The following is a 21744-nucleotide window of genomic DNA, read 5'->3' on the forward strand; positions in this document are numbered from 1 at the left end:
CCCCCCCCCCCCCCCCCCCCCCCCCCCCCCCCCCCCCCCCCCCCCCCCCCCCCCCCCCCCCCCCCCCCCGCTACCGGTTACGGGCTGCCTGACATCCCCAGCTGCAGGTCCACCACCTTCCAGCGCAGGCCCTGCGGTTCCAGCACTACCTTCAACGGAGGCTGGCCGGGGCCGCGATCGACGTCGACCACGAAGCGGTCCAGGGCTTCGAAGTGGTGTTCGGCGTTCTTCAGCGGTCGCGCCGGCTCGGTTGCACCCAAGGCCTCGCCGCCCTGCAGTTCGTTGCGGCCGCGCTTCCACAGGACGTGGCCCTGCAACATCGCACCGATGCCGGTGGGGGTGACCATCGTGTCCACTGCGGCGCCACCCAACTGATCACCCAGCCCGTACAGCAGGGCACCGAAGGGACTGGCAGCCACCTCGGGACCGGCCTGGCGTACCAGGTAGTCATTGAGCTGGGCGCGCAGGCTGCTGCGCACGCGTGGGAAATCCACGTAGCGCTCCAGACGGGCGGTGTCCCGTTGTTCGATGGCCTTGGACAGGCCATGCACGGTCAGGTAGGGGCCGCCGAACCACCAGGCGGCCAAGGCCATGACCAGCAGGATTGCGAGTGCAGTAAGTTTCTTCATGAGGCCCAGACTGCCGCAACCGCCGCAGTACGGGGTGAAGGCTCAATGACTGGGCGAGCCGCGGCCATCTCCGAATGCGTCGATCAGCAGCTGGCGCTCTGCTACGGTCAATGCGTCCAGTCGCGTCGCCAGCACTTCGTCCAGGCTCTGGGTGCGGGTGGTGCCGAGAATGCCGCTGGCCACGCCAGGGTGGCCCAGTGCATAGGCGAAGGCGGTCTGGGCGGGACGCTGGCTGTGGATGGCGGCGACAGCCCTGCGCATCTGGCGTGCGCTGCGCATCAATTGCCGGCTGCTCGGCTTGAGCCAGGCGCGGGCCAGGTACCAGGCGTCGGCCAGGCGCGGCAGCCGTGGTCGCGCGGGCAGCAGATGGCCCTGTGCCAGTACCGTGCCAGCCAGCACACCGATGCCGGCTGCCTGCAGCTGGTCGATCAGAGGCTCGCGGTCCTGCTGGAGAGCGTTGTAGTCCAGTAGAACCACGTCGAAGAGCGTCGGATTGGCGATCATCCAGCGCAATGTCGATGCGGAATGCGTATTGATGCCAGTGTGTCGGATCAGGCCGCGTTGCCGCAGGCGCTGCAGGGCGGCCAGCAGGTCATCGTTGATGTCGTGCTCGCTGGCGCCGTGCAACTGGTAGATATCGAGGTAGTCCAGGCCGAGATTGCGCAGCGAGGCTTCGCAACTGGTGGTGATCGCTGCGGCCGAGAAGTTGCGCTGCTCGGCGCCGCTGATGCCGGCCTGGCCGGTCAGCGTGCCGCCCTTGCTGGAGATGACCAGTGAATGCCGCGGGTAGCGCGCGAGCAGGGGACGCAGGATCCGGCCCAGACGTGGTTCGGCGTGGAAGCCCGAGTAGTTATGGCCCGTATCGAGCAGGTTCACGCCATGCGCCAGGGCGTGCTCGACCACCTCGGCCGCCGCTGCCTCGGGGAAACGGTGGTGTCCCCAGAAACCGGAACAGCCCAGACCGATCGGCGAAACGGCCAGGTTCGTGCGGCCCAGCGTGCGGCGTTGTCGCGCCAGTGCCATCAGAACTCCAGATCCAGTGCAGCGCACAGGTAGTCCACGAACGGGCCGAGCGCCGCCAGGTCCTTGCCGAGCGTGGACAGCAGGCGCGGGCCGGTCATCGTGGCATCGTCCAGCGAACGCCACATCACCCAGTTGCGGTGCTTGAGGTCATCAATGAACTCGAAGTCAGCCGGGAAGCCGCGCGGTGGGCGCACCAGCTTCTCGGTTTCCTCGAAGTCGAAACGCCTGCGCAGCGCCGGTGCGTGCGCAGCCGCCTTCCAGCTGCCCGGGTTGTCGAGGATGAAGTGGCGGACGCGGCGCTGGGTTTCCGGTTCGGGATGCCACAGCCCGGCGCCGACGAAGCTCTCGCCCGGCTGCAGGTGCACGTAGAACGAGGGTGCGGCCACTTCGCGGCGACGCTCATGGAACAGGCGCGCACCCTGCCAGGTCTTGTAGGGCGATTTATCGTTGGAGAACCGCGCGTCGCGGTGGATGCGGAACAGCGAGCCGCCCACGCCACGCGTGTCTGCGCGGAAGTGTCCGCTGACCTCGGCCAGGGCCGGCTGCAGGTCGCCCAGCAGGCGCAGGAACGGCTGCCGCACGTGGTCTTCGTACTGCTGGCGATGGTCGTTGAACCAGGTCTTGTCGTTGTGCAGCGCCAGGCTGCGCAGGAACTTGAAACTGGCATCGGAGAAATAGGTGCTCACAGGTCCTCCTGCAGGTGCTGGCCCCAGTCACGCAGCGATTGCAGCAGCGCGGCGCGGCGGGCATCGTCGGGCGCCTCGGCTGCCAGCGCGTCGAGCTGCTGCTGGAACTGGGCCAGGTTGAGTTCGCCCATGCCTTCCTCGCCGAAAAGGCGCTGGCGGCGATAGGCTTTCCAGCGCTCGCGTTCTTCCGGCGCGAGGCTGTCGGGATGATTGCGGGCGCGATAGCGGAACAGCAGTTCCGGCAGGCGCGGATCGCGGAAGCGGCCTTCCAGTGCGGCCAGCTGCTCGGCGGGCGTGGTCCGTGCCAGTGCCAGCAGCGGCTTGTCGCCGGCGCCGAGGAAGCCGTCGTACAGCGATGCATCCACATCGGAAACGCTCGCCGCGCGCGGCTGGTTGTAGACCTGGCGCGCCTTCTCGGCCAACTGCGGCGCGAACGCGCGCAGGCGTTCGGCCTTGGCTTCGATCGCCGCCACGTCCAGCCCGAGTCGTGCGTGGTCATCAGCGCGCAGGTGGTTCCAGGCCACCAGCGCCGGCACCTTGTTCAGGTGCACTTCCTTCAACGGCACTCGGGCCACGCCTTCGGGCAGTTCGCTGGCGCGCAGGTACAGGCGCTGGGCGATCACGTCGGCGGGCAGTTCCAGCAGGTCATCGATGTCGCCGTCGAGATCGAACACGATCACCCGGTTGTTGATGGTCGGATGTACCGCCAGCGGCAACACCGGTGCCGCGCACAGGCGGCTGGCCGGGTAGCGCATCGAGATATGCAGCACCGGCTTCAATGCAGTGATGTCGAGCAGGCTGCCGACGAAACGCTTGTCGCGCAGCTTCAGCGCGTAGTCCCACAGGCGCGGCTGCGACTGCTTGAACAGGCGCGCCATGCCGATCGTCGCGCGCACGTCCGACAGCGCTTCGTGGGCATCGCCCTCGCGCACGCCGTTGGCCTCGGCCAGATGCTCCAGCTTGAACGAGGTGGCGCCGTCCTCGCGCTTGGGCCAGTGGATGCCGTCCGGGCGGATGGCGTGCATCAGACGCAGCATGTCCAGCAGGTCCCAGCGCGAGTTGCCGTTGCGCCACTCGCGTTCGTACGGGTCGTGGAAGTTGCGGAACAGGCCGTAGCGGATGAACTCGTCGTCGAAGCGCAGGGTGTTGTAGCCCAGTGCGCAGGTACCGGGACGCGAGAGCTGCTCGTTGATCCGATCGAACGCCTCGGCTTCGCTGATGCCTTCAGCCAGCGCCTGCTGCGGAGTGATGCCGGTGACCATCGTCGCCATCGGCGAGGGCAGCAGATCATCGGCCGGGCGAACGAAGAAGCTGACCGGCGTGTCGATCTCATTGAGGTCGCTGTCGGTACGGATTGCCGCGTACTGGGAGATGCGGGTACGACGTGGATCCTGGCCGAAGGTTTCCAGGTCGTAGAACAGGAAGCTGTCGGCCATCAGTGCGCGCCCTCCAGCACCGGCAGCTGCGCATGGATCTGCGCTTCCAGTGCGTTCCAGTCGATGTTGTCCAGGGTGTCGTGGCCTGCGGTGGCGGCGATCAGCATCGCGCGCTGGAGGTCGGTGCGGCGCAGTGCCTCGGCATAGGGCGTGTGCAGGAACGTCACCATCGTGTAGTGCGGGACGAAACGCGTGGGCCAGCGCCGCTGCAGTTCCTGTTCCAGCTCACGCTGCAGCAGGAAGGCCGGATCGGCCACCCTGTCACGCATCTCCAGATAGTTTTCCAGCGCCATCTGCTGGATCGCACGCGCGTTCGGCTTGCGCTCGGCTTCGAATGCGGCGAACGCACTCTGCAGGTCGTCCGCCTCCATCAGATGGCGGGCCAGCGCCACGCAGTCCTCGAACGCGCAGTTCATGCCCTGGCCGTGGAACGGCACCATCGCATGCGCGGCGTCACCGATCAGCACGGCACGTGCCTGCTGGTGCCAGCGTTGCAGGGTGAGGGTGCCGAGCAGGCCGGGCGGATGCTGCTCCCAGTCTGCACGCAGGTTGGGAATCAGCGGCAGGGTATCGGCGAACTCACGCGCGAACAGCGCTTCGGCCTGGGCGCCGGTGGTGACCGTGGCGAAGCTCGGATCGCCATCGTTGGGCAGGAACAGGGTGACGGTGAAGGTGCCCTCGTGGTTGGGCAGGGCGATGCACATGTAGTGGCCACGCGGCCAGATATGCAGGGCATTGCGCTCGATGCGGAAGCCGCCATCGTCGCTCGGCGGAATCTCCAGTTCCTTGTAGGAATGGTCGAGGAAGGCAATGTCCTCGCCCAGCGGTTCGCGCCGGTTCATCGCCGCACGCAGCGCCGAGCCGGCGCCATCGGCACCCACCAGCGTATCGAAGCGGATATCGTGCGGGCTGTCGTCACGATCATCGATGAAGCGTGCGTAGCCGGCATCGAAATCGACGGTGTGCAGGCGGCGGTGGAAATGCACGGTGGCGCCGGCCTGCTCGGCCAGTTCCAGCAGCGTGGTATTCAGGTCGCTGCGATGGATCGACCAGATCACTTCGCTGTCGTCGCGACCATAACGCTGCAACTGCGGCTCGCCCTCGCGCGGATGCACCATGCGCCCGCGCATCATCACCGCCCGCGCCATCACTTCGTCTTCCACGCCGGCCTGGCGCAACGCGTTGCGCCCGCGCTCGGCCAGGGCCAGGTTGATCGAACGGCCGCTTTCGTAATCGGCGATGCGCGGATCGCCACGGCGTTCGTACAGGGTGATGCGCCAGCCCTGCCGTGACAGCAGGATGGCCAGCAGGGATCCGGCCAGGCCGGCGCCGACAATGCTCAGCGAGCGGGATGCATGTGCGATCAACGAACTGTCCAGCAGTAGGGGAGGGCGGCTTACAGGCCAGCCCAGGCTTCCACTTCCTCGACGAAGTGGTGCACGTCGAGGTAGCGGTTGTAGAGCGGGGTGGGCGAGATGCGGATCACGTCCGGTTCGCGCCAGTCACCCAGCACGCCGATGGCGCGCAGGTGTTCGAACAGGGCGCGTCCACGCTCGCGGCCACCGATCACCCGCAGCGACAGCTGGCAGCCGCGGCGCTCCGGCTCGGCCGGGGTGACGATCTCCAGCACCTGCGGCAGGCGCGCGCGTACCAGTGCGTCGAGCATGCCGGTCAGTGCCAGCGACTTGCTGCGCAGCGATTCCATGCCGGCACGTTCGAACAGGTCCAGCGATGCCCGCAGCGGTGCCAGGCCGAGGATCGGCGGGTTGCTCAGCTGCCAGCCCTCGGCACCGACCGCCGGCGTGAACTGCGGTGCCATCTGGAAGCGGGTGGCTTCGTCGTGGCCCCACCAGCCGGCAAAGCGTGGCAGCGTGGTGTCGCGATGATGGCGCTCGTGCACGAAGGCACCGGCCACTGCGCCGGGGCCGCTGTTGAGGTACTTGTAGTGGCACCACACGGCAAAATCCGGCGCGATGTCATGCAGGCGCAGCGGCAGGTTGCCGACCGAGTGCGCCAGGTCGAAGCCGATGCGCGCACCTTGCAGGCGAGCGGCGCGGGTGATCGCATCGAGGTCGAAGGCCTGGCCGCTGCGGTATTGCACGCCGGGCCACAGCACCAGCGCCAGGCGCGGACCGTGCGCGGCGATCGCGCGTTCGATGGCGGCCATCGAGATCGTGCCGTTGGCTTCATCCGGCTGCACTTCCACCAGGCAGTCGGCCGGGTCGAAGCCATGGAAGCGGATCTGTGCTTCCACCGCATGGCGGTCGGTCGGGAACGCGCCGGCTTCCATCAGGATCACCGGGCGTTCGGCCGTGGGCCGGTAGAAGCTGACCATCATCAGGTGCAGGTTCACGCTCAGCGTGTTCATTGCCACCACTTCGCTGGGCAGCGCACCGACCACGCGGGCCAGCTGTGCGCTGACCAGGCGGTGGTATGACAGCCATTGGGTCGGCCCGGTGAAGTGGCCTTCCACCGCCAGTTCGCCCCACTGCTTCATCACTTCCTGCACTGCAGCCTGTGCGCCGCGCGGCTGCAGGCCCAACGAGTTGCCGACGAAGTAGGTCTGCTCACCGCCACCGTGGCGCGGAATCAGGAATTCCTGCCGCAACGGCCGCAGCGGATCGGCGGCATCAAGGGCAATGGCGTGGGTGCGGCTGAGCAGGTCGGACATGGTCGGGCAACAGGCTGCAACGGGGTTGCCAGTGTAGCGCCTGGGGCATGCATGATGCCTCGCGGTGCGCTCGCCGGGCATGGCCCGGCGCTACCCGGAGGTCGCGTGCTTGGGTAGCGCCGGGCCATGCCCGGCGAACGTTCAATCCACTGGCGCCGGCAACGGATCCACGTGGCCGCACGCGCTGCAGGTGCGCAGTTCCAGGCTGGCCTGGTAGTGCGCGAACACCTTCGGCAGGTCGGTCTCGATGTTCTGCAGCGTGAAGTACTCTTCGTACAGCTTGTGGTTGCAGCGCTCGCAATGCCAGATCACGCCGTCACGTTCATGCGGCAGGCGCTTGCGCTCGACCACCAGGCCGATGCCACCGGGCGGGCGCCGCGGTGAGTGCGGCACCTTGCCCGGCAGCAGGAAGATTTCGCCGGCACGGATCGGGATATCGCGCACCGCGCCATCCTCCTGCACCTTCAGCACCATCTCGCCTTCCAGCTGGTAGAACCACTCCGGGCCTTCGTCGTAGTGGAAATCGGTGCGGCTGTTCGGCCCGCCGACCACCATCACGATGAAATCGCCGTTGTCGATCATCTTGTTGCCGACCGGCGGCTTCAACAGATGCCGGTTTTCCTCGATCCAGCCCAGCAGGTTGATGGGGGAGGCAAGCATGGGGGTGTCCGTAAGGGAGGGTCAGTCGCGCCGACCGCGGCGCGGAACGTAGGACAGGGCCTTCTCGTAGGCCGGCTGCAGTTCTTCAGGTGCGCCCACGTCGATGCCCATTTCGCGCACGCGGCCGTCCTTCAGGCTGTACACCCAGCCGTGCACCATCAGCTTCTGGCCGCGGGCCCAGGCGTCCTGCACGATCGTCGAGCGGCAGGCGTTGACCACCTGCTCGATCACGTTCAGTTCGCACAGGCGGGCATGCTTCAGCTCCGGCTCCTCGATCGCATCCATGATCGCGGCGTGCTTCTGTGCCACGTCACCGACATGGCGCAGCCAGTTGTCGGCCAGGCCCACCCGCGTGTTGTTCAGGCTGGCGTGCACGCCGCCGCAGCCGTAATGGCCAACGATCAGGATGTGCTTCACCTTCAGCTGGTCCACGGCGTACTGGATCACGCTGAGGCAGTTCAGGTCGGTATGCACCACCACGTTGGCCACATTGCGATGCACGAACACCTCACCCGGGGCCATGCCGATGATCTGGTTGGCCGGCACGCGCGAGTCGGAACAGCCGATCCACAGGTATTCCGGATGCTGCTGCTTGGCCAGCTGATGGAAGAAGTCAGGATCTTCCTTCTCGATCCGGTCAGCCCATTCGCGGTTGTTCTGCAGCAGCTTGTGGATGTCTTTCATGTTCGGGGTCCCTGACGTCGGGTGGGGGCAAGGCGCGGCCGTTCTGGTCGCGTCGTCGCGGGAAACAGAGCGCTCAGCTGCCTGCGGCGGCTTCGTCGCGATACCGGCGCATCCACTGCGCCAGTTCGGTGGAATGGGGATTGTCCAGGCGTTCCAGTTCGGCCATCACCGCCTGCTGGTTGGCCTCGGGGTGGTTCTGGCTCAGCTTCAGCGTCAGCTGCACCTGTTCGACGGTAAAACGGAAGCCGACGATGCCGCGCAGCTGGCGGCGGTGGTCGTCACGCTCGGGTTCGAACCGCCAGTCCTGGCCGACGCTGGCTTCGAAGTGGTCGCCGGTATCGCTGACCAGCTGGGCCAGGGCATCGGTATCGTCGAAGGGCTGCAACTGGCCGCGCAGCTCGGCGGCGGCGTAGTTCCAGGTGGGCACCCGTGCCATCGGTTCCTTGTCCGGGTACCAGCTGGCCGATACATAGCCATGCGGCCCGTCCACCAGCACCTTGGCCGCACCGCTGTGGCGTGCCTGCGGGTTGGCACGGGCCCAGTGGCCGCGCAGCTCGATGTGGTCGCCGTTGCGCTGGTACAGCACCGGCAGCCGGGTCAGTTCCGGCAGGCCATCGCCACCGGCGGTCAGCACGGTGACGAACGGATCACGCGCCAGCAGGCGATCCAGCCACAGCAGGTCGGTCTCGGCGAAAGCGCGCGGGGTGAACATCGGTTGGCCTCAGGCGCGGCTGCCAAGCGACTGCACCATGCGCCCGCGCAGGCCTTCGTCGCTGCCTGCCTGCGGTGGCTGCACTTCATGCAGCGAGAAGCCGCGCACCAGCGCATCTTCTTCATCCAGGCCGTCGTACTCGACGAACTCGGCATCGAACAGCTGCGAGCGTGCAGTGTCTTCGCTGTCGTAGCTCAGCGTATTGCCATCGCTGTCCAGCACTTCGGCAGTGCCGGCCTCGCGGATGCGCAGGCGCGCCCAGATCAGGGTGTTGCCGAGGCTGGCCAGCCACCAGCTGTCGCGGACGTGGGAAAGGTCGTTCATGTGTGTCTTACCAGAGCGAGGCCAGCCAGAGCAGGGCAGCCATGCCCAGTCCGGCCAGCAGGGTCAGCAGCGATACCCAGGCGGGCGTCGCCAGCCCGGACAGCGAGCGGTCCGGCTGGGTGCGGTATTCGCGCCGCAGCAGCCAGCCCAGCGCATCGGGCTTGAGGAAGGCGCCACTGCCGAAGCGCTGCGCCAGCGCCGGATGGCGATCGCGCACATGCACCAGGGTCAGCGGCCAGAAAATCACGAAGGCACTGAACCCGGCCACTGCAACGCCGACGAAACACAGGGCGAAGAACAGGGTCATGGGGGCAGTACCTCCGTGGTCGTGCGTGTGGGCTTAGAAGTCCGCGCTGCCCGGGGCGCGCGGGTAGGGGATCGCATCGCGGATGTTGGACAGACCGCAGACGTACACCACCAGGCGCTCGAAGCCCAGGCCGAAGCCAGCGTGCGGTACCGAGCCGTAGCGGCGGAAATCGCGGTACCAGCTGTAGTGCTCGCGATCCAGGCCGAACTGCGCCATGCGTGCATCCAGCACGTCCAGGCGCTCTTCGCGCTGGCTGCCACCGATGATCTCGCCGATGCCCGGGGCCAGCACGTCCATCGCCGCGACGGTCTTGCCGTCATCGTTCAGGCGCATGTAGAAGGCCTTGATGTGCTCGGGGTAGTTGGTCACCACCACCGGGCGACCGACGTGTTCCTCGGTCAGCCAGCGCTCGTGCTCGGTCTGCAGGTCCAGGCCCCATTCGACCGGGAAGTCGAACTTCTTTCCGGACTTCTGCAGCAGGCTGACCGCATCGGTGTAATCGATGCGTTCGAACGGCGCGTTGATGAAGTCTTCCAGCTTGGTGATCGCGTTCTTGTCCACGCGCTCGGCGATGAAGGCCAGGTCGTCGCCGCGCTCGTTGAGCACCGCGCGGAACAGGTACTTCAGGAATTCCTCGGCCAGGCGTGCGTCTTCGGCCAGGTCGGCGAAGGCGATTTCCGGCTCGATCATCCAGAACTCCGCCAGGTGGCGGGTGGTGTGGCTGTTCTCGGCGCGGAAGGTCGGGCCGAAGGTGTACACCTTGCTCAGCGCCAGGCAGTAGGCCTCGACGTTCAGCTGGCCGGACACGGTCAGGAAGGTTTCCTTGCCGAAGAAGTCGCGGCTGAAGTCGATCCCGCCCTGGGCGTCACGCGGCAGGTTCACCATGTCCAGGGTGGATACGCGGAACATCTGGCCGGCACCTTCGGCGTCGGAGGTGGTGATGATCGGGGTGCTGATCCAGTTGAAGCCGTTCTCGTGGAAGAAGCGGTGCACGGCCTGGGCCAGGCAGTTGCGGATGCGGGTGACCGCGCCGAACAGGTTGGTGCGCGGGCGCAGGTGCGCCACTTCACGCAGGAACTCCGGCGTCATCGGCTTGGGCTGGATCGGGTAGGTGAGCGGGTCTTCGACCCAGCCGACCACCTCGACCGCGCTGGCCTGGATCTCGAACGACTGGCCCTTGCCCTGCGACTTCACCAGCGTGCCGGTGGCCACCAGCGAGCAGCCGGTGGTCAGGCGCTTGATCTCGTCGAAGTTGGCCAGCGCGTCGCCGGCCACGACCTGGATCGGGGCGAAGCAGGAGCCGTCGGTCACATTCACGAAAGCCAGATTTGCTGAACCGCGCACCGTGCGCACCCAACCGCGTACCGTGACTTCGCCACCTTCCGGGATCTTCCCGGCAAGCGCATGTTCAACGCTGACCACCGTCATGACTTGAATCCTCTGCTGATCGACTCGATCTATGAACACGGGAGTTTACCGGTTGCAGCGTTCTGCTTGCGAGGCATTTCTGCGGTCATCGGCTCCCTATAATGTCCCGGTACCTCTGGAGTGATCGACCATGGCTGTCAGCCTGACCCCTATTGCCTTCGAGCGCGTGCAGCGCTTTGTCGCCCAGACCCCCGGCGCGCTGGGCCTGCGTTTTGGCGTGACCAAGACCGGCTGCTCGGGCTGGGGCCACATCACGGACCTGGCCCGCGAGGAGCGCGCGGACGACACCGTGTTCGACCAGGACGGGGTGAAGATCTATGTCGACGCCAAGAGCCTGGCCCTGGTGGACGGCACCGTGATCGACTTCGGCAAGCACGGCCTGAGCGAGACCTTCACGTTCAGCAACCCGAATGCCACCGCCGAGTGCGGCTGCGGCGAGAGCTTCACCACCGACGCCGACAAGGCCTGACGGCCGGTTCTGGCGTCCGCCGGCCGTGGTCCGGCGCTATCGGAACCTGCTCTGGTAGATGCCGACCTTGGTCGGCAGGGAAGGGATCCACGGATGGAACGACCGCTTTTCATTTATCACCCCAACGCCTACGCCCTCTCCTTCGAAGAGGTCGACGGGATCTGTGACTGCTGCGGTCAGTCCCGGACGCTTCGTTACTGTGGGCCGTTCTACACACCTCTGCGTCCCGATTACCTGTGCCCCTGGTGTATCGCCGATGGCAGGGCAGCGGCCAGTTACGAGGGTGAATTCACCGGCTGGAGCGATATCGAGGGGGTATCCCCGGATCCAGCCGACCCGCCGCCAACCATCGCCCGTGAGCTGCTGCTGGAGATCTGCGAGCGCACCCCGGGCTACTCGTCCTGGCAGCAATCGGTCTGGCTGAGCCATTGTGAACGGCCCTGCGCCTTCCTCGGCTTTGCCGGCAGCGAGGACCTCCTGCCCATCCTCGACCAGGTCCGGCCGGACGTGGCCGAGGTCAACCCGCGCGACGCCGAGTGGTTGCTGGAACACCTGAGCCGTGACGGGGAGATGGTTGGCTGCCTGTTCCAGTGCCTGCAATGCGGCCAGCACCGCCTGCATGTGGACCTGGGGTAGCCCGGGGCGGTTTCCGCGTTCGCCGGGCATGGCCCGGCGCTACCAGGTTCAGGTCGCTCTGCGGCTCGCCGGTTGCCCGGCAGCCCCATCTGCGCCATAATGCGCGGCTTCCTGCCTCCCTGGCAGGATCCCTTGCCCCACCGCGGTATCAACGGCGGGGGGCTGTCCGGCCGCAAGGCCACATCCGAAAGGTAGAAAAACATGAGTCGTCATTACGAAATCGTGTTCATGGTCCACCCGGACCAGAGCGAGCAGGTCCCGGCCATGATCGAGCGCTACAAGTCGCTGGTCGAGAACGGCAACGGCACCATCCACCGTCTGGAAGACTGGGGCCGCCGCCAGCTGGCGTACCCGATCCAGAACCTGGTGAAGGCGCACTACGTGCTGCTGAACATCGAAGTCGACCAGGCCGTGCTGACCGAGCTGACCGAAAGCTTCCGCTTCAACGACGCCGTCCTGCGCAACCTGGTCATCAAGCGTGACGAGGCTGACACCGAGCAGTCGCTGATCATGAAGAGCAAGGACGAGAAGGGCGACAAGCCCGAGCGTGGTGAGCGTCGTCGTCGTGATGACGAAGAAGGCGAAACCACCCCCGCCGCTGACAACGATGCCGGCGACGACGCCGCTTCGGCCGCCTAAGGAGCACTGACATGTCCAAGTTCTTCCGTCGCCGCAAGTTCTGCAAGTTCACGGCCGAAGGTGTCAAGGAGATCGACTACAAGGATCTCAACACCCTGCGCCAGTACCTGACCGAGAACGGCAAGATCGTGCCGAGCCGCGTCACCGGTACCAAGTCGAAGTACCAGCGTCAGCTGGCGACCGCCGTCAAGCGCGCTCGCTTCCTGGCCCTGATTCCGTACACCGACAACCACGACGTCTGATGCCGGCGGGGCAGCTTCGCGCTGCCCCCGCTGTGCCAGCTATTCGGACAGCCTTTGTTGCGGGGCCCGCGCCTCGCTAACGAATAACTTATCTGGAGCAATACCATGCAGCTGATCCTCCTGCAGAAAGTCACCAACCTCGGCAACCTGGGCGACCTGGTCGACGTGAAGCCGGGCTACGGCCGTAACTTCCTCGTGCCGCAGGGCAAGGCCGTTCCGGCCACCGAGAGCAACAAGGCCGAGTTCGAAGCCAAGCGCGCTGATTACGAAGCCAAGGCCCAGTCCATCCACGCTGAAGCCGAAGCCCGCAAGGCCAAGCTGGAAGGCGCGAGCGTGACCGTCGCCGCCAACGCTTCGACCGAAGGCAAGCTGTACGGCTCGGTCGGCGCGCGCGAAATCGCCGATGCCTTCACCGCTGCCGGCCTGGCGCTGAGCAAGAGCGAAGTCATCCTGGGCGAAGGCGCCTTCCGCAACATTGGCGAGTACGAAGTCCTGGTGCACCTGCACGCGGACGTCGAGACCACCGTCAAGGTCGTGGTTGAAGCCGAAAAGGCCTGATCCCACGCCGCAAGGCCTGGTATCACCAGAACGGGCGCCCGCAAGGGTGCCCGTTTTGTTTTGGGGCGGCCCGTCCGGCCGGGTCGGTGCTTGGCGTGCGACGCCCGTGCCGATAGATCCTGGATGAATCCATGAAGATCAATGCGTTGGTCTCATTTTCCGGACCCGGGTCGGTTTACGGGGCGGCCCCCGGCAGAGCCGGGAAGCACGAGCGGGCGTGAGCGCTGAGCCTCCTCCCACGGTCATCCCGCCCGTGGAACATTGGCCCCGCTATACTCATTCCATTGCGTCACCCTTGGCCTTGTTGAATTCTTTTGAAATCAAGGGCTTGAGGTGCTGGCTGACCTGACATCCACTATGGTGGCGGCCGTAAGGCCCTTGCCCGGAACCCAATCACGCCATGCGTCTTTCCACGATCAAGCTGTCCGGCTTCAAGTCCTTCGTCGATCCGACCACCCTGCACCTGCCGACCAACATGACCGGCGTGGTGGGCCCCAATGGCTGCGGCAAGTCGAACATCATCGACGCGGTGCGTTGGGTCATGGGCGAAAGTTCGGCCAGCCGCCTGCGTGGTGACTCGCTCACCGACGTGATCTTCTCCGGTTCCAATGCCCGCAAGCCGGTCTCGCAGGCCACCGTCGAGCTGATCTTCGACAACTCCGACCACACGATCTCCGGCGAGTACGCCTCGTTCAACGAGATCTCGGTCAAGCGCACCGTCAGCCGCGACGGCAGCAGCAACTATTACCTCAACGGCACCAAGTGCCGCCGTCGCGACATCACCGACCTGTTCCTCGGCACTGGCCTGGGCCCGCGCAGCTACTCGATCATCGAGCAGGGCATGATCAGCCAGATCATCGAAGCGCGCCCGGAAGACCTGCGCGTGTACCTGGAAGAGGCCGCCGGCATCTCCAAGTACAAGGAGCGCCGCAAGGAAACCGAGACCCGCATCCGCCACACCCGCGAGAACCTGGACCGCCTTGGCGACCTGCGCGAGGAAATCACCAAGCAGCTCGAGCACCTCAAGCGGCAGGCCAAGCAGGCCGAGCAGTACCAGGCGTTGCAGGAAGAACGCCGGGTCAAGGATGCGGAGTGGAAGGCGCTGGAATACCGTGGCCTGGATGGTCGCCTGTCCAAGCTGCGCGAAGGGCTGTCGCAGGAAGAAACCAAGCTGCAGCAGCTGATTGCCGACCAGCGCGACGCTGAGGCGCGGATCGAGACTTCCCGCGTGCGCCGCGAGGAGGCTGCCGACGCGCTCAATGCCGCGCAGGCCGAGGTCTACCAGGTGGGCAGCACGCTGGCCCGCCTCGAACAGCAGATCCAGCACCAGCGCGAACTGTCGCAGCGCCTGCACAAGGCGCGCGATGAAACCCGCCAGGCATTGGCCGAACTGGGCCAGCACATCAGCGGCGACGAGGCCAAGCTGATGGTGCTGCGCGAAGCGGTCGATGCGGCTACCCCGCAGCTGGAAGCGCTGCAGGAAGAAAACGAGATCAAGCAGGAAGGCCTGCGTGAGGCCGAAGCGCGGTTGTCCGATTGGCAGCAGCGTTGGGAGCAGCACACCTCGCAGAGCTCGGAAGCCTCGCGCGCCGGCGAGGTCGAGCGCACCCGCGTGGACTACCTGGACAAGCAGATCCTTGATGCCGATCGTCGCCGCGAAGCGCTGGCGGCCGAACGTGCCGGGCTGGACGTGGATGCACTGGATGAAGTCTTCGAGCAGCTGCACCTGCAGCACGATACGCAGAAGACCGCGCTGGATGAGCTGACCGAGCAGGTCGAGGAGCGCAAGCACGGTGTCGCCGCCGTGCAAGAGCAGCAGCGCAACGGGCAGAACGAGCTGGCCGAGCTGCGCAAGCAGGTCAATGGCCTGCGCGGGCGCCTGTCTTCGCTGGAAACCCTGCAGCAGGCTGCACTCGGCCAGGAGCAGGGCGCGGCGGTGGCGTGGCTGAAGTCGCGTGGGCTGGATTCGGCCGCGCGCGTAGGTGAGCGCCTGGATGTTGATGCGGGTTGGGAAAACGCAGTGGAAAGCGCGCTCGGTCAATTGATCGAAGGCGTGCTGGTCGACGACCCGGCCAGCCTGGTCGATGCGTTGGGTGAGCTGGGCGAAGGCCGCATCGCGCTGGTTGCCAATGATGGTGCGGACCTGAAGGTTGCGCCGACCTCGCTGGCTGCACGTGTGCGTGGACCAGCGTCGATCCGGCGCCTGCTTGCACGCCTGCACGGCGCGCGTGACCTTGCCGAAGCCAATGCACTGCAGGCCAGCCTGCCCGAGGGCGATTCCATCATCACCCAGGGCGGCGAACGCTTGGGCGAAGGCTGGGTGCGCGTGTCGCGCTCCGGCGCCGCCAAGCAGGGCGCGCTGCTGCGCGAACGCGAAATCAACGAACTGCGCGAGCAGATCGAGCAGCTGCAATCGCGCGAAGCCGAACTGGAAGAACAGCTGGCCGGTTTCCGCGAGCACCTGTTGGCCGCCGAACAGCAGCGCGAGGATGCGCAGCGTGCGCTGTACCTGGCGCACCGCGCGGTGTCCGAACTGGCCGGCCAGCTGCAGGGCCAGCAGGGCAAGGTCGAGGCGGCACGTACGCGCATCGACCGTATCGAAGGCGAGCTCAGCCAGTTGCTGGAGACCCTGGACATCAATCGCGAGCAGGCGCGTGAAGCGCGTGCGCGGTTGGAGAATGCGGTCAACAGCATGGGTGACCTGGAGTCGAACCGGCAGGGCCTGGAGGGCGAACGCCGTCAGTTGACCGAGGCGCGTGATCTGGCCCGCGACGCCGCCCGTGCGGTGCGCGAGCGGTCGCACGCGTTGGCCCTGACCCTGGAATCACAGCGCGCCCAGGTGGCGTCGTTGAGCCAGGCGCTGGAACGCATGAGTACGCAGCGTGGCCAGCTTGATGCACGCCTGGGCGAACTGCATTCGCAGCTGGACGAAGGCGATACCCCGGTCGAATCGCTGCAGGCCGAGCACCAGAACGCGCTGGAAGAGCGTGTCCGTGCCGATCGCGTGCTGACCGAAGCGCGCACGTTGCTGGATGGCATCGATGCCGAACTGCGCAACTACGAGCAGACCCGCCACCAGCGCGACGAGCAGGCGCTGTCCCAGCGCGAGCGCATCTCGCAGCGCAAGCTGGACCAGCAGGCGCTGGTACTCAGTGCTGAAACCCTGCAGGGCGCAGTGGAGAAGGCCGGTTTCGTGCTGCAGGATGTGATCAACGCGCTGCCCGAAGAGGCCCGCCTGGGCGACTGGGAGCAGGCGGTGCACCAGATCGACGGTCGCATGCGCCGGCTGGAGCCGGTCAACCTGGCCGCGATCCACGAGTATGGCGAAGCCTCGCAGCGCTCGGAGTATCTGGATGCCCAGCACGTGGACCTGACCACCGCGCTGGAGACCCTGGAAGATGCGATCCGCAAGATCGACCGCGAAACCCGGGGCCGCTTCAAGGACACCTTCGACCGTGTCAACGCTGGTGTGCAGGCGCTGTATCCGCGCCTGTTCGGTGGCGGCCACGCCTACCTGGAGCTGACCGGCGAAGATCTTCTCGATACCGGCGTGACCATCATGGCGCGTCCGCCGGGCAAGCGCGTGTCGAGCATCTCGCTGCTGTCCGGCGGCGAAAAGGCGATGACCGCCGTGGCGCTGGTGTTTGCGATCTTCCAGCTCAACCCGGCACCGTTCTGCCTGCTGGACGAGGTGGACGCGCCGCTGGATGAAGCCAACGTCGGCCGCCTGGCCAACATGGTCAAGGAAATGAGCGAGAAGGTGCAGTTCCTGTTCGTCAGCCACAACAAGGCCACGATGGAAGCGGCGCACCAGTTGTCGGGCGTGACGATGCGCGAGCCGGGAGTCAGCCGCCTGGTCAGCGTGGACCTGGAAGAAGCCGCGCGATTGGCGGGCGCGGCCTGACGTGCCATCCTAGTTACCTGAATGAACTAGCCGGAGAACCTAACGAATGTCCGACACGGCACTGTTGCGCATCGGCATCCTGGCCGCCGGCCTGCTGTTGGTCGCTGCGATCTTCCTGTTTGGCCGCCCGAAAAAGAAGCCCCAGGGCCGTCGCCTCGATAGCGCCGAACCGATCAGCGGCGAGCGTCGCGAGCCGGTGCTGGGCGAGGATGGCGTGCCTGTGGCCGGCGACCGCGTCGAGCCTGGCATGGGCGAGACGGTCGAGCAGGCCGAACTGGGGTTGCCCGATGTCGATGGCGCGGCCAGCGACCTGGGCAAGCGCGCGACGCAGGATTTCGACAAGATCGTTTCGCTGTTCGTGGCCGCCCGCGCCGGTGAGCAGCTGCGCGGCGAAGACATCGTCGTGGCAGCGGAGAAGACCGGCCTGGTGTTTGGCCACATGAATGTCTTCCACCGGCTGGTGGAGGGGCATCCCGAGCGAGGCCCGATTTTCTCGATGGCCAGCATCATGAAGCCGGGCAGCTTCGACATGGGCAACATCCGCGCCATGGAAACCCCGGCCATCGCCTTCTTCCTGACCCTGCCGGCACCGCTGACCGCGCTGGACGCCTGGGAAAAGATGCTGCCGACCGTGCAGCGCATGGCTGAACTGCTCGATGGCGTGGTGCTGGATGACAGCCGCAACGCGCTCGGCCGCCAGCGCATCGCCCACATCCGTGATGAGCTGCGCGCCTATGATCGCCAGCACCAGGCGCCGCCGCTGACCAAGACCCCGCGCTGGTAAGCGCGGCAGGTCCTGGCGTGCCGACCAACGGTCGGCACCCACAACAGTAGATCCAAGCCATGCGTGGATGCGGCGAACCAGGGTTCGCCCCCCACCAGACCAGTAGATCCACGCCATGCGTGGATAGGGTCAGACCGGTACCCCAGCCACTTTCGCGAACGCGTTGCGGAATGCGGCCATTTCCTCTTCGGTGCCCACGGTCACGCGCACGCGCTGCGGCCAGATCGGCCAGCTGCGGCCGATCACCACGCCGTTGTCCGCCATCGCCTTGGCAAAGGCCGCGCCGTCGCGCTGCACATCCACCACGAAGCAGTTCGCTTCGGTCGGCAGGCAGTCAAAGCCACGCTTGCCCAGCCAGGCGATGGTGGCCTGCCGGACCTTGGCGTTCTGCAGACGTCGCTGCGGGATCAACTGCGGGTCGCGCAGGCTGGCCAGTGCCGCTGCAAGGGCGGGCACCGGCAGCGGGTTCTCGCCCAGGCTCGCCAGCTCGCGCAGGCGCTCCGGATGCGCTGCAGCCACGCCAAGACGCAGGCCGGCCATGCCGTACAGCTTGGAGAAGGTGCGCAGCACGATCAGGTCATCGCGCTGGGCCACCTGTGCAATCAGGCTGGGCTGTTCGCTGTACTGCAGATAGGCCTCGTCCAGCAGCACGCGGGTATCTGCGGGCTTGTTGGCCATCAGCCAGGCCAGCTCGTTGGCCGGACTGATCGAGCCGGTGGGGTTGTTGGGATTGCACACGTACAGCAGGCCGGTCGGCCGCGCGTGCGCGGCGGCCACCATCGCGCGCAGGTCGTGCGCGCCATCGCTGCGCAGCGGCACCTTCTGCACGTGGGCGCCACGCGCAGCTGCCATCTCGCCCAGCGTCTCGAAGGTCGGGTCGGCCACCACCAGGCCCGCCTGCGGGCCGGTCCACAGTGTCGCCGCACGGTTCAGCGGTTCGCTGGAGCCCGGATACAGGCGCACGTGGTCGGCGGGAATACCGGCCTGGGCGATGAATGCGTCGCGCACCTCACCGGCCAGGGCGAAGCGGTAACGGCCGCAGCTGGCGATGCTGTCGCGCGCCGCCTGCTGGGCGGCCGGCGAGGGGCCATAGGGGCATTCGTTGAAGTTCAGCAGCACCGGGCCCGCATCGGCGGGTGGCGGCGCAACGGTCGCCGGCTGTGCCTGGGCCGACCGGGGCAGGCCGCTGCTGGCGAGGGCGAGACCGGCACCGGCCAGCTGCAGGAAGTGGCGACGGGAGGCAGGCAAGGTCACAGGGGGCGGTTCCGGAAGGGCGACCGACGCACGCTAGCGCTGGTGGTCAGCGCGGGCAAGGGGGTGCGCAGCGTCTCCAATCATGCGCGACCGTTGCTCGCCGCCAGTCCCGCATGGCCCGGCTCTACAAGGTGCTGCGCGCAGGCGCGGTAGAATTCACGGCCATCCCAGAACCCGCGGATTCCGATGAGCCCCAGCCCCGCCGAACGTGCCGAAGACCTGCGCCGGCAGATCGCCCAGGCCAATCGCGCCTATCACGAGCTGGATGCGCCGGAGATCCCCGACGTCGACTACGACCGCCTGGTGCGCGAGCTGGAGGCGCTGGAGCGCGAGCATCCTGATCTCGCCCGTGCCGACAGCCCGACCCAGCAGGTCGGGGCACGCCCGTCCGGCCGCTTCGCCGAAGTCACCCATGCAGTACCGATGCTGTCGCTTTCCAATGCTTTCAGTGATGAGGAAGTGGCCGACTTCGTGCGCCGCATCGATGAGCGCCTGCGCCGCGGCACCCTGCGTTTTTCAGCCGAACCGAAGATGGACGGCCTGGCGATCAGCCTGCGTTACGAGGACGGTCATTTCGTGCTGGGCGCCACCCGGGGCGATGGCAGCACCGGTGAGGACGTGACTGCCAACCTGCGCGAGATCGGCGACATTCCCAAGCGCCTGAAAGGCAGGGACTGGCCGGATGTGCTGGAAGTGCGCGGTGAGGTCTACATGGCCCGCGCCGACTTCGAGGCCTACAACGAGCGCGCGCGCCTGCACGGTGGCAAGGTGCTGGCCAATCCGCGCAATGCCGCGGCCGGTTCGCTGCGCCAGCTTGACCCGAAGATCAGCGCGCAGCGCAGGCTCAGTTTCTTCACCTACGGTACCGGTGAAGTGCAGGGCGGTGAGTTGCCCGATACCCACTCGGGCACGCTGGCGCAGCTGCGCGACTGGGGTTTCCCGGTCAGCGACCTGTGCAAGGTGGTGGAAGGCAGCGACGGCCTGCTGGCGTACTACCGTGACATCGGCGAGCGTCGCGACGGTCTGGCATTCGACATTGATGGCGTGGTCTACAAGCTCGATGACCGCGCCGGCCAGCAGGCCATGGGCTTCGTGTCGCGCGCACCACGCTGGGCCATCGCGCACAAGTTCCCTGCGCAGGAACAGAGCACTACGCTGGAGGCCATCGAAATCCAGATCGGCCGTACCGGTGCCGCCACTCCGGTGGCGCGCCTTGCGCCGGTCGCGGTGGCCGGTGTGATCGTCTCCAATGCCACCCTGCACAACGCCGACCAGATCGCGCGCCTGGATGTGCGCGTGGGCGACAGCGTGATCGTGCGCCGCGCCGGCGATGTGATTCCGGAAGTGGTTAGTGTCATTCTCGACCGTCGTCCCGCCGGCACCACGCCCTGGCAGATGCCGACCACCTGCCCGGTGTGCGGCTCGGAGATCGTGCGCGAGGAAGGGGCTGCTGCCTGGCGCTGCTCGGGCGAGCTGTCCTGCCCGGCGCAGCGCAAGGAGGCCATCGCCCACTTCGCCTCGCGACGGGCGATGGATATCGACGGTCTTGGCGACAAGTACATCGAAACCCTGGTGGACGCCGGCATCGTCAGGAGCGTGGCTGATCTGTACCGCCTCACCCGCGACCAGCTGCTGCACCTGAAGCTGGTGCTGGATGCTGAAGATCCTTCCGCGCTCGCGGCCAGCCTGAAACTGCACCTACCGGCCGAAGGCAGCGGCGCGGTGCTCAACGCTGTGTTGAAGCTGGATGGCAACGACGCGGGGTGGCGCGCGCAGGCACTGGCGCAGCCGGCAGCGTTCGAATGGAACACAAAGAAGATCGCGACCAAATGGGCTGACAACCTGATCGCTGCGATCGATGCCAGCCGTGATGCGACGCTGGAGCGACTGTTGTTCGCACTGGGCATCGAGCACGTCGGCGAGAGTACCGCCAAGGCACTGGCACAGTGGTTTGGCGATCTGGCGTTGATCCGCCGCCTGCCGTGGCCGTTGTTCAAGCGCGTGCCCGACATCGGTGGCGAAGTGGCGCGCTCGCTGGGCCACTTCTTCGAACAGGAAGGCAACCAACAGGCCATCGACGCGCTGCTGCAGGTGGGGCAGGTGCGCATCAGCGACGTGCACCCGCCAAGTGCGAAGCTGCGCGAGGGGCTGGACCTTGCCCAGCTGCTGGTCGAGGCGGAGATTCCCGGCATTACCCGCCTGCGCGCGGAGAAGCTGGTGGCCGCACTGCCCAGCGCGCAGGCGGTGCTGGACGCCGAGCACGGCCAGTTCGTCAACGCCGGCCTGCCCGATGACACCGCGCGCGGCGTCGCTGACTGGCTGGACAGCGAGGGCCATGGCGCGATGTTGCTGGCCGCCGAAGTGGAGATGAAGCACATCCTGGCTAGCGCACCGGCCCTGGCCGAAGTGGTGGCCGGCCCGCTGGACGGGCAGACGGTGGTGCTTACCGGCACGCTGGCCCAGCTCAATCGCGATACCGCCAAGGAGCGCCTGGAGGCGCTGGGCGCCAAGGTATCCGGCAGCGTGTCGAAGAAGACCAGTTTCGTGGTGGCAGGCACCGAGGCGGGTTCAAAGCTGGACAAGGCGCAATCGCTGGGCGTTCCGGTGTGGGATGAAGAGCGCCTGCTGGCCTACCTGGCCGAACACGAGTGATGAACCGGCCGGGTGCGCAGGCACCCGGCACGCAACCGCAAAGGAA

21 protein-coding genes are annotated in these 21744 nt (G+C 66.7%); 8 read left to right on the forward strand and 13 right to left on the reverse strand.

Annotation, left to right across the window (positions count from 1 at the left end; all coding sequences use genetic code 11):
• Positions 1–77: 77 nt before the first annotated feature.
• From AC3WTC_RS02835 to asnS, 12 genes are all read right to left on the reverse strand, one after another.
• Positions 78–629: a DUF2939 domain-containing protein gene (locus AC3WTC_RS02835; protein ID WP_088101688.1), complete on the reverse strand. Its 552-nt coding sequence runs from the start codon at positions 627–629 to the stop codon at positions 78–80.
• A gap of 42 nt (positions 630–671) precedes the next feature.
• On the reverse strand, positions 672–1652 hold the full coding sequence (locus tag AC3WTC_RS02840) for an aldo/keto reductase (RefSeq protein WP_025876856.1): 981 nt from the start codon (positions 1650–1652) through the stop codon (positions 672–674).
• Entirely contained in the window at positions 1652–2338 is a 687-nt protein-coding gene (locus AC3WTC_RS02845) for a DUF2461 domain-containing protein (RefSeq protein WP_025876858.1), read from the reverse strand. The genes AC3WTC_RS02840 and AC3WTC_RS02845 overlap by 1 nt, the downstream gene beginning before the upstream one ends.
• Positions 2335–3774 carry an exodeoxyribonuclease I gene (gene sbcB, locus AC3WTC_RS02850; protein WP_025876860.1) on the reverse strand — a complete coding sequence of 480 codons (1440 nt, stop codon included), beginning with the start codon at positions 3772–3774 and terminating at the stop codon, positions 2335–2337. Before sbcB ends, AC3WTC_RS02845 begins: the two co-directional genes overlap by 4 nt.
• Positions 3774–5141: an FAD-dependent oxidoreductase gene (locus tag AC3WTC_RS02855; protein WP_032976306.1), complete on the reverse strand. Its 1368-nt coding sequence runs from the start codon at positions 5139–5141 to the stop codon at positions 3774–3776. The genes sbcB and AC3WTC_RS02855 overlap by 1 nt, the downstream gene beginning before the upstream one ends.
• 29 nt (positions 5142–5170) lie before the next feature.
• The gene (gene kynU, locus AC3WTC_RS02860; protein WP_059064610.1) at positions 5171–6445 is read right to left on the reverse strand and encodes a kynureninase; all 1275 of its coding nucleotides are present in this window, start codon (positions 6443–6445) and stop codon (positions 5171–5173) included.
• A gap of 141 nt (positions 6446–6586) precedes the next feature.
• On the reverse strand, positions 6587–7105 hold the full coding sequence (locus AC3WTC_RS02865) for a 3-hydroxyanthranilate 3,4-dioxygenase (RefSeq protein WP_033831501.1): 519 nt from the start codon (positions 7103–7105) through the stop codon (positions 6587–6589).
• 21 nt (positions 7106–7126) lie between these two features.
• Positions 7127–7789, reverse strand: coding sequence for a carbonate dehydratase (gene can, locus AC3WTC_RS02870; protein WP_006376530.1), 663 nt, complete (start codon positions 7787–7789; stop codon positions 7127–7129).
• Between the two features lie 73 nt (positions 7790–7862).
• The gene (locus AC3WTC_RS02875; RefSeq protein WP_492710455.1) at positions 7863–8501 is read right to left on the reverse strand and encodes an FMN-binding negative transcriptional regulator; all 639 of its coding nucleotides are present in this window, start codon (positions 8499–8501) and stop codon (positions 7863–7865) included.
• A gap of 9 nt (positions 8502–8510) precedes the next feature.
• Positions 8511–8825: a hypothetical protein gene (locus AC3WTC_RS02880; protein ID WP_025876872.1), complete on the reverse strand. Its 315-nt coding sequence runs from the start codon at positions 8823–8825 to the stop codon at positions 8511–8513.
• A 7-nt stretch (positions 8826–8832) separates the two neighbouring features.
• Positions 8833–9132, reverse strand: a complete 300-nt coding sequence (locus AC3WTC_RS02885) for a hypothetical protein (protein WP_006376524.1) — start codon at positions 9130–9132, stop codon at positions 8833–8835.
• Between the two features lie 33 nt (positions 9133–9165).
• A complete protein-coding gene (asnS, locus tag AC3WTC_RS02890; protein ID WP_012511556.1) occupies positions 9166–10560 on the reverse strand; it encodes an asparagine--tRNA ligase in 1395 nt (464 codons plus the stop codon).
• Between the two features lie 130 nt (positions 10561–10690).
• Between asnS and AC3WTC_RS02895 the strand changes: the two genes are divergently transcribed.
• From AC3WTC_RS02895 to zipA, 7 genes are all read left to right on the forward strand, one after another.
• A complete protein-coding gene (locus AC3WTC_RS02895) occupies positions 10691–11029 on the forward strand; it encodes a HesB/IscA family protein (protein ID WP_025876879.1) in 339 nt (112 codons plus the stop codon).
• A gap of 93 nt (positions 11030–11122) precedes the next feature.
• On the forward strand, positions 11123–11665 hold the full coding sequence (locus AC3WTC_RS02900; protein WP_080148457.1) for a CbrC family protein: 543 nt from the start codon (positions 11123–11125) through the stop codon (positions 11663–11665).
• A gap of 201 nt (positions 11666–11866) precedes the next feature.
• The gene (rpsF, locus tag AC3WTC_RS02905; RefSeq protein WP_025876882.1) at positions 11867–12304 is read left to right on the forward strand and encodes a 30S ribosomal protein S6; all 438 of its coding nucleotides are present in this window, start codon (positions 11867–11869) and stop codon (positions 12302–12304) included.
• An 11-nt stretch (positions 12305–12315) separates the two neighbouring features.
• Positions 12316–12546, forward strand: coding sequence for a 30S ribosomal protein S18 (rpsR, locus tag AC3WTC_RS02910; RefSeq protein WP_002804494.1), 231 nt, complete (start codon positions 12316–12318; stop codon positions 12544–12546).
• 105 nt (positions 12547–12651) lie between these two features.
• Complete coding sequence (rplI, locus tag AC3WTC_RS02915; RefSeq protein WP_025876905.1) at positions 12652–13104, forward strand: 50S ribosomal protein L9; 453 nt, start codon at positions 12652–12654, stop codon at positions 13102–13104.
• Between the two features lie 400 nt (positions 13105–13504).
• Complete coding sequence (gene smc, locus AC3WTC_RS02920) at positions 13505–17008, forward strand: chromosome segregation protein SMC (RefSeq protein ID WP_492710496.1); 3504 nt, start codon at positions 13505–13507, stop codon at positions 17006–17008.
• A gap of 46 nt (positions 17009–17054) precedes the next feature.
• Complete coding sequence (zipA, locus tag AC3WTC_RS02925) at positions 17055–17792, forward strand: cell division protein ZipA (protein WP_032976300.1); 738 nt, start codon at positions 17055–17057, stop codon at positions 17790–17792.
• Positions 17793–17921: 129 nt separating this feature from the next.
• Here zipA and AC3WTC_RS02930 read toward each other — a convergent pair whose 3' ends face one another.
• Entirely contained in the window at positions 17922–19046 is a 1125-nt protein-coding gene (locus AC3WTC_RS02930) for a pyridoxal phosphate-dependent aminotransferase (RefSeq protein ID WP_492710498.1), read from the reverse strand.
• Between the two features lie 180 nt (positions 19047–19226).
• Between AC3WTC_RS02930 and ligA the strand changes: the two genes are divergently transcribed.
• Positions 19227–21698 (forward strand): NAD-dependent DNA ligase LigA, encoded by a 2472-nt coding sequence (gene ligA, locus AC3WTC_RS02935; RefSeq protein WP_025876915.1) that lies wholly within the window; start codon positions 19227–19229, stop codon positions 21696–21698.
• Positions 21699–21744 lie beyond the last annotated feature (46 nt).

Source organism: Stenotrophomonas sp. FW305-C-20-S1, from assembly GCF_058783335.1.

Bases quoted from the DNA above. Each gene is read 5' to 3' on its own strand.
- AC3WTC_RS02835 (WP_088101688.1), bottom strand. From the start codon at position 629: ATGAAGAAACTTACTGCACTCGCAATCCTGCTGGTCATGGCCTTGGCC.
- AC3WTC_RS02840 (WP_025876856.1), bottom strand. From the start codon at position 1,652: ATGGCACTGGCGCGACAACGCCGCACGCTGGGCCGCACGAACCTGGCC.
- sbcB (WP_025876860.1), bottom strand. From the start codon at position 3,774: ATGGCCGACAGCTTCCTGTTCTACGACCTGGAAACCTTCGGCCAGGAT.
- kynU (WP_059064610.1), bottom strand. From the start codon at position 6,445: ATGTCCGACCTGCTCAGCCGCACCCACGCCATTGCCCTTGATGCCGCC.
- AC3WTC_RS02865 (WP_033831501.1), bottom strand. From the start codon at position 7,105: ATGCTTGCCTCCCCCATCAACCTGCTGGGCTGGATCGAGGAAAACCGG.
- can (WP_006376530.1), bottom strand. From the start codon at position 7,789: ATGAAAGACATCCACAAGCTGCTGCAGAACAACCGCGAATGGGCTGAC.
- AC3WTC_RS02875 (WP_492710455.1), bottom strand. From the start codon at position 8,501: ATGTTCACCCCGCGCGCTTTCGCCGAGACCGACCTGCTGTGGCTGGAT.
- AC3WTC_RS02880 (WP_025876872.1), bottom strand. From the start codon at position 8,825: ATGAACGACCTTTCCCACGTCCGCGACAGCTGGTGGCTGGCCAGCCTC.
- AC3WTC_RS02885 (WP_006376524.1), bottom strand. From the start codon at position 9,132: ATGACCCTGTTCTTCGCCCTGTGTTTCGTCGGCGTTGCAGTGGCCGGG.
- asnS (WP_012511556.1), bottom strand. From the start codon at position 10,560: ATGACGGTGGTCAGCGTTGAACATGCGCTTGCCGGGAAGATCCCGGAA.
- AC3WTC_RS02895 (WP_025876879.1), top strand. From the start codon at position 10,691: ATGGCTGTCAGCCTGACCCCTATTGCCTTCGAGCGCGTGCAGCGCTTT.
- AC3WTC_RS02900 (WP_080148457.1), top strand. From the start codon at position 11,123: ATGGAACGACCGCTTTTCATTTATCACCCCAACGCCTACGCCCTCTCC.
- rpsF (WP_025876882.1), top strand. From the start codon at position 11,867: ATGAGTCGTCATTACGAAATCGTGTTCATGGTCCACCCGGACCAGAGC.
- rpsR (WP_002804494.1), top strand. From the start codon at position 12,316: ATGTCCAAGTTCTTCCGTCGCCGCAAGTTCTGCAAGTTCACGGCCGAA.
- rplI (WP_025876905.1), top strand. From the start codon at position 12,652: ATGCAGCTGATCCTCCTGCAGAAAGTCACCAACCTCGGCAACCTGGGC.
- smc (WP_492710496.1), top strand. From the start codon at position 13,505: ATGCGTCTTTCCACGATCAAGCTGTCCGGCTTCAAGTCCTTCGTCGAT.
- zipA (WP_032976300.1), top strand. From the start codon at position 17,055: ATGTCCGACACGGCACTGTTGCGCATCGGCATCCTGGCCGCCGGCCTG.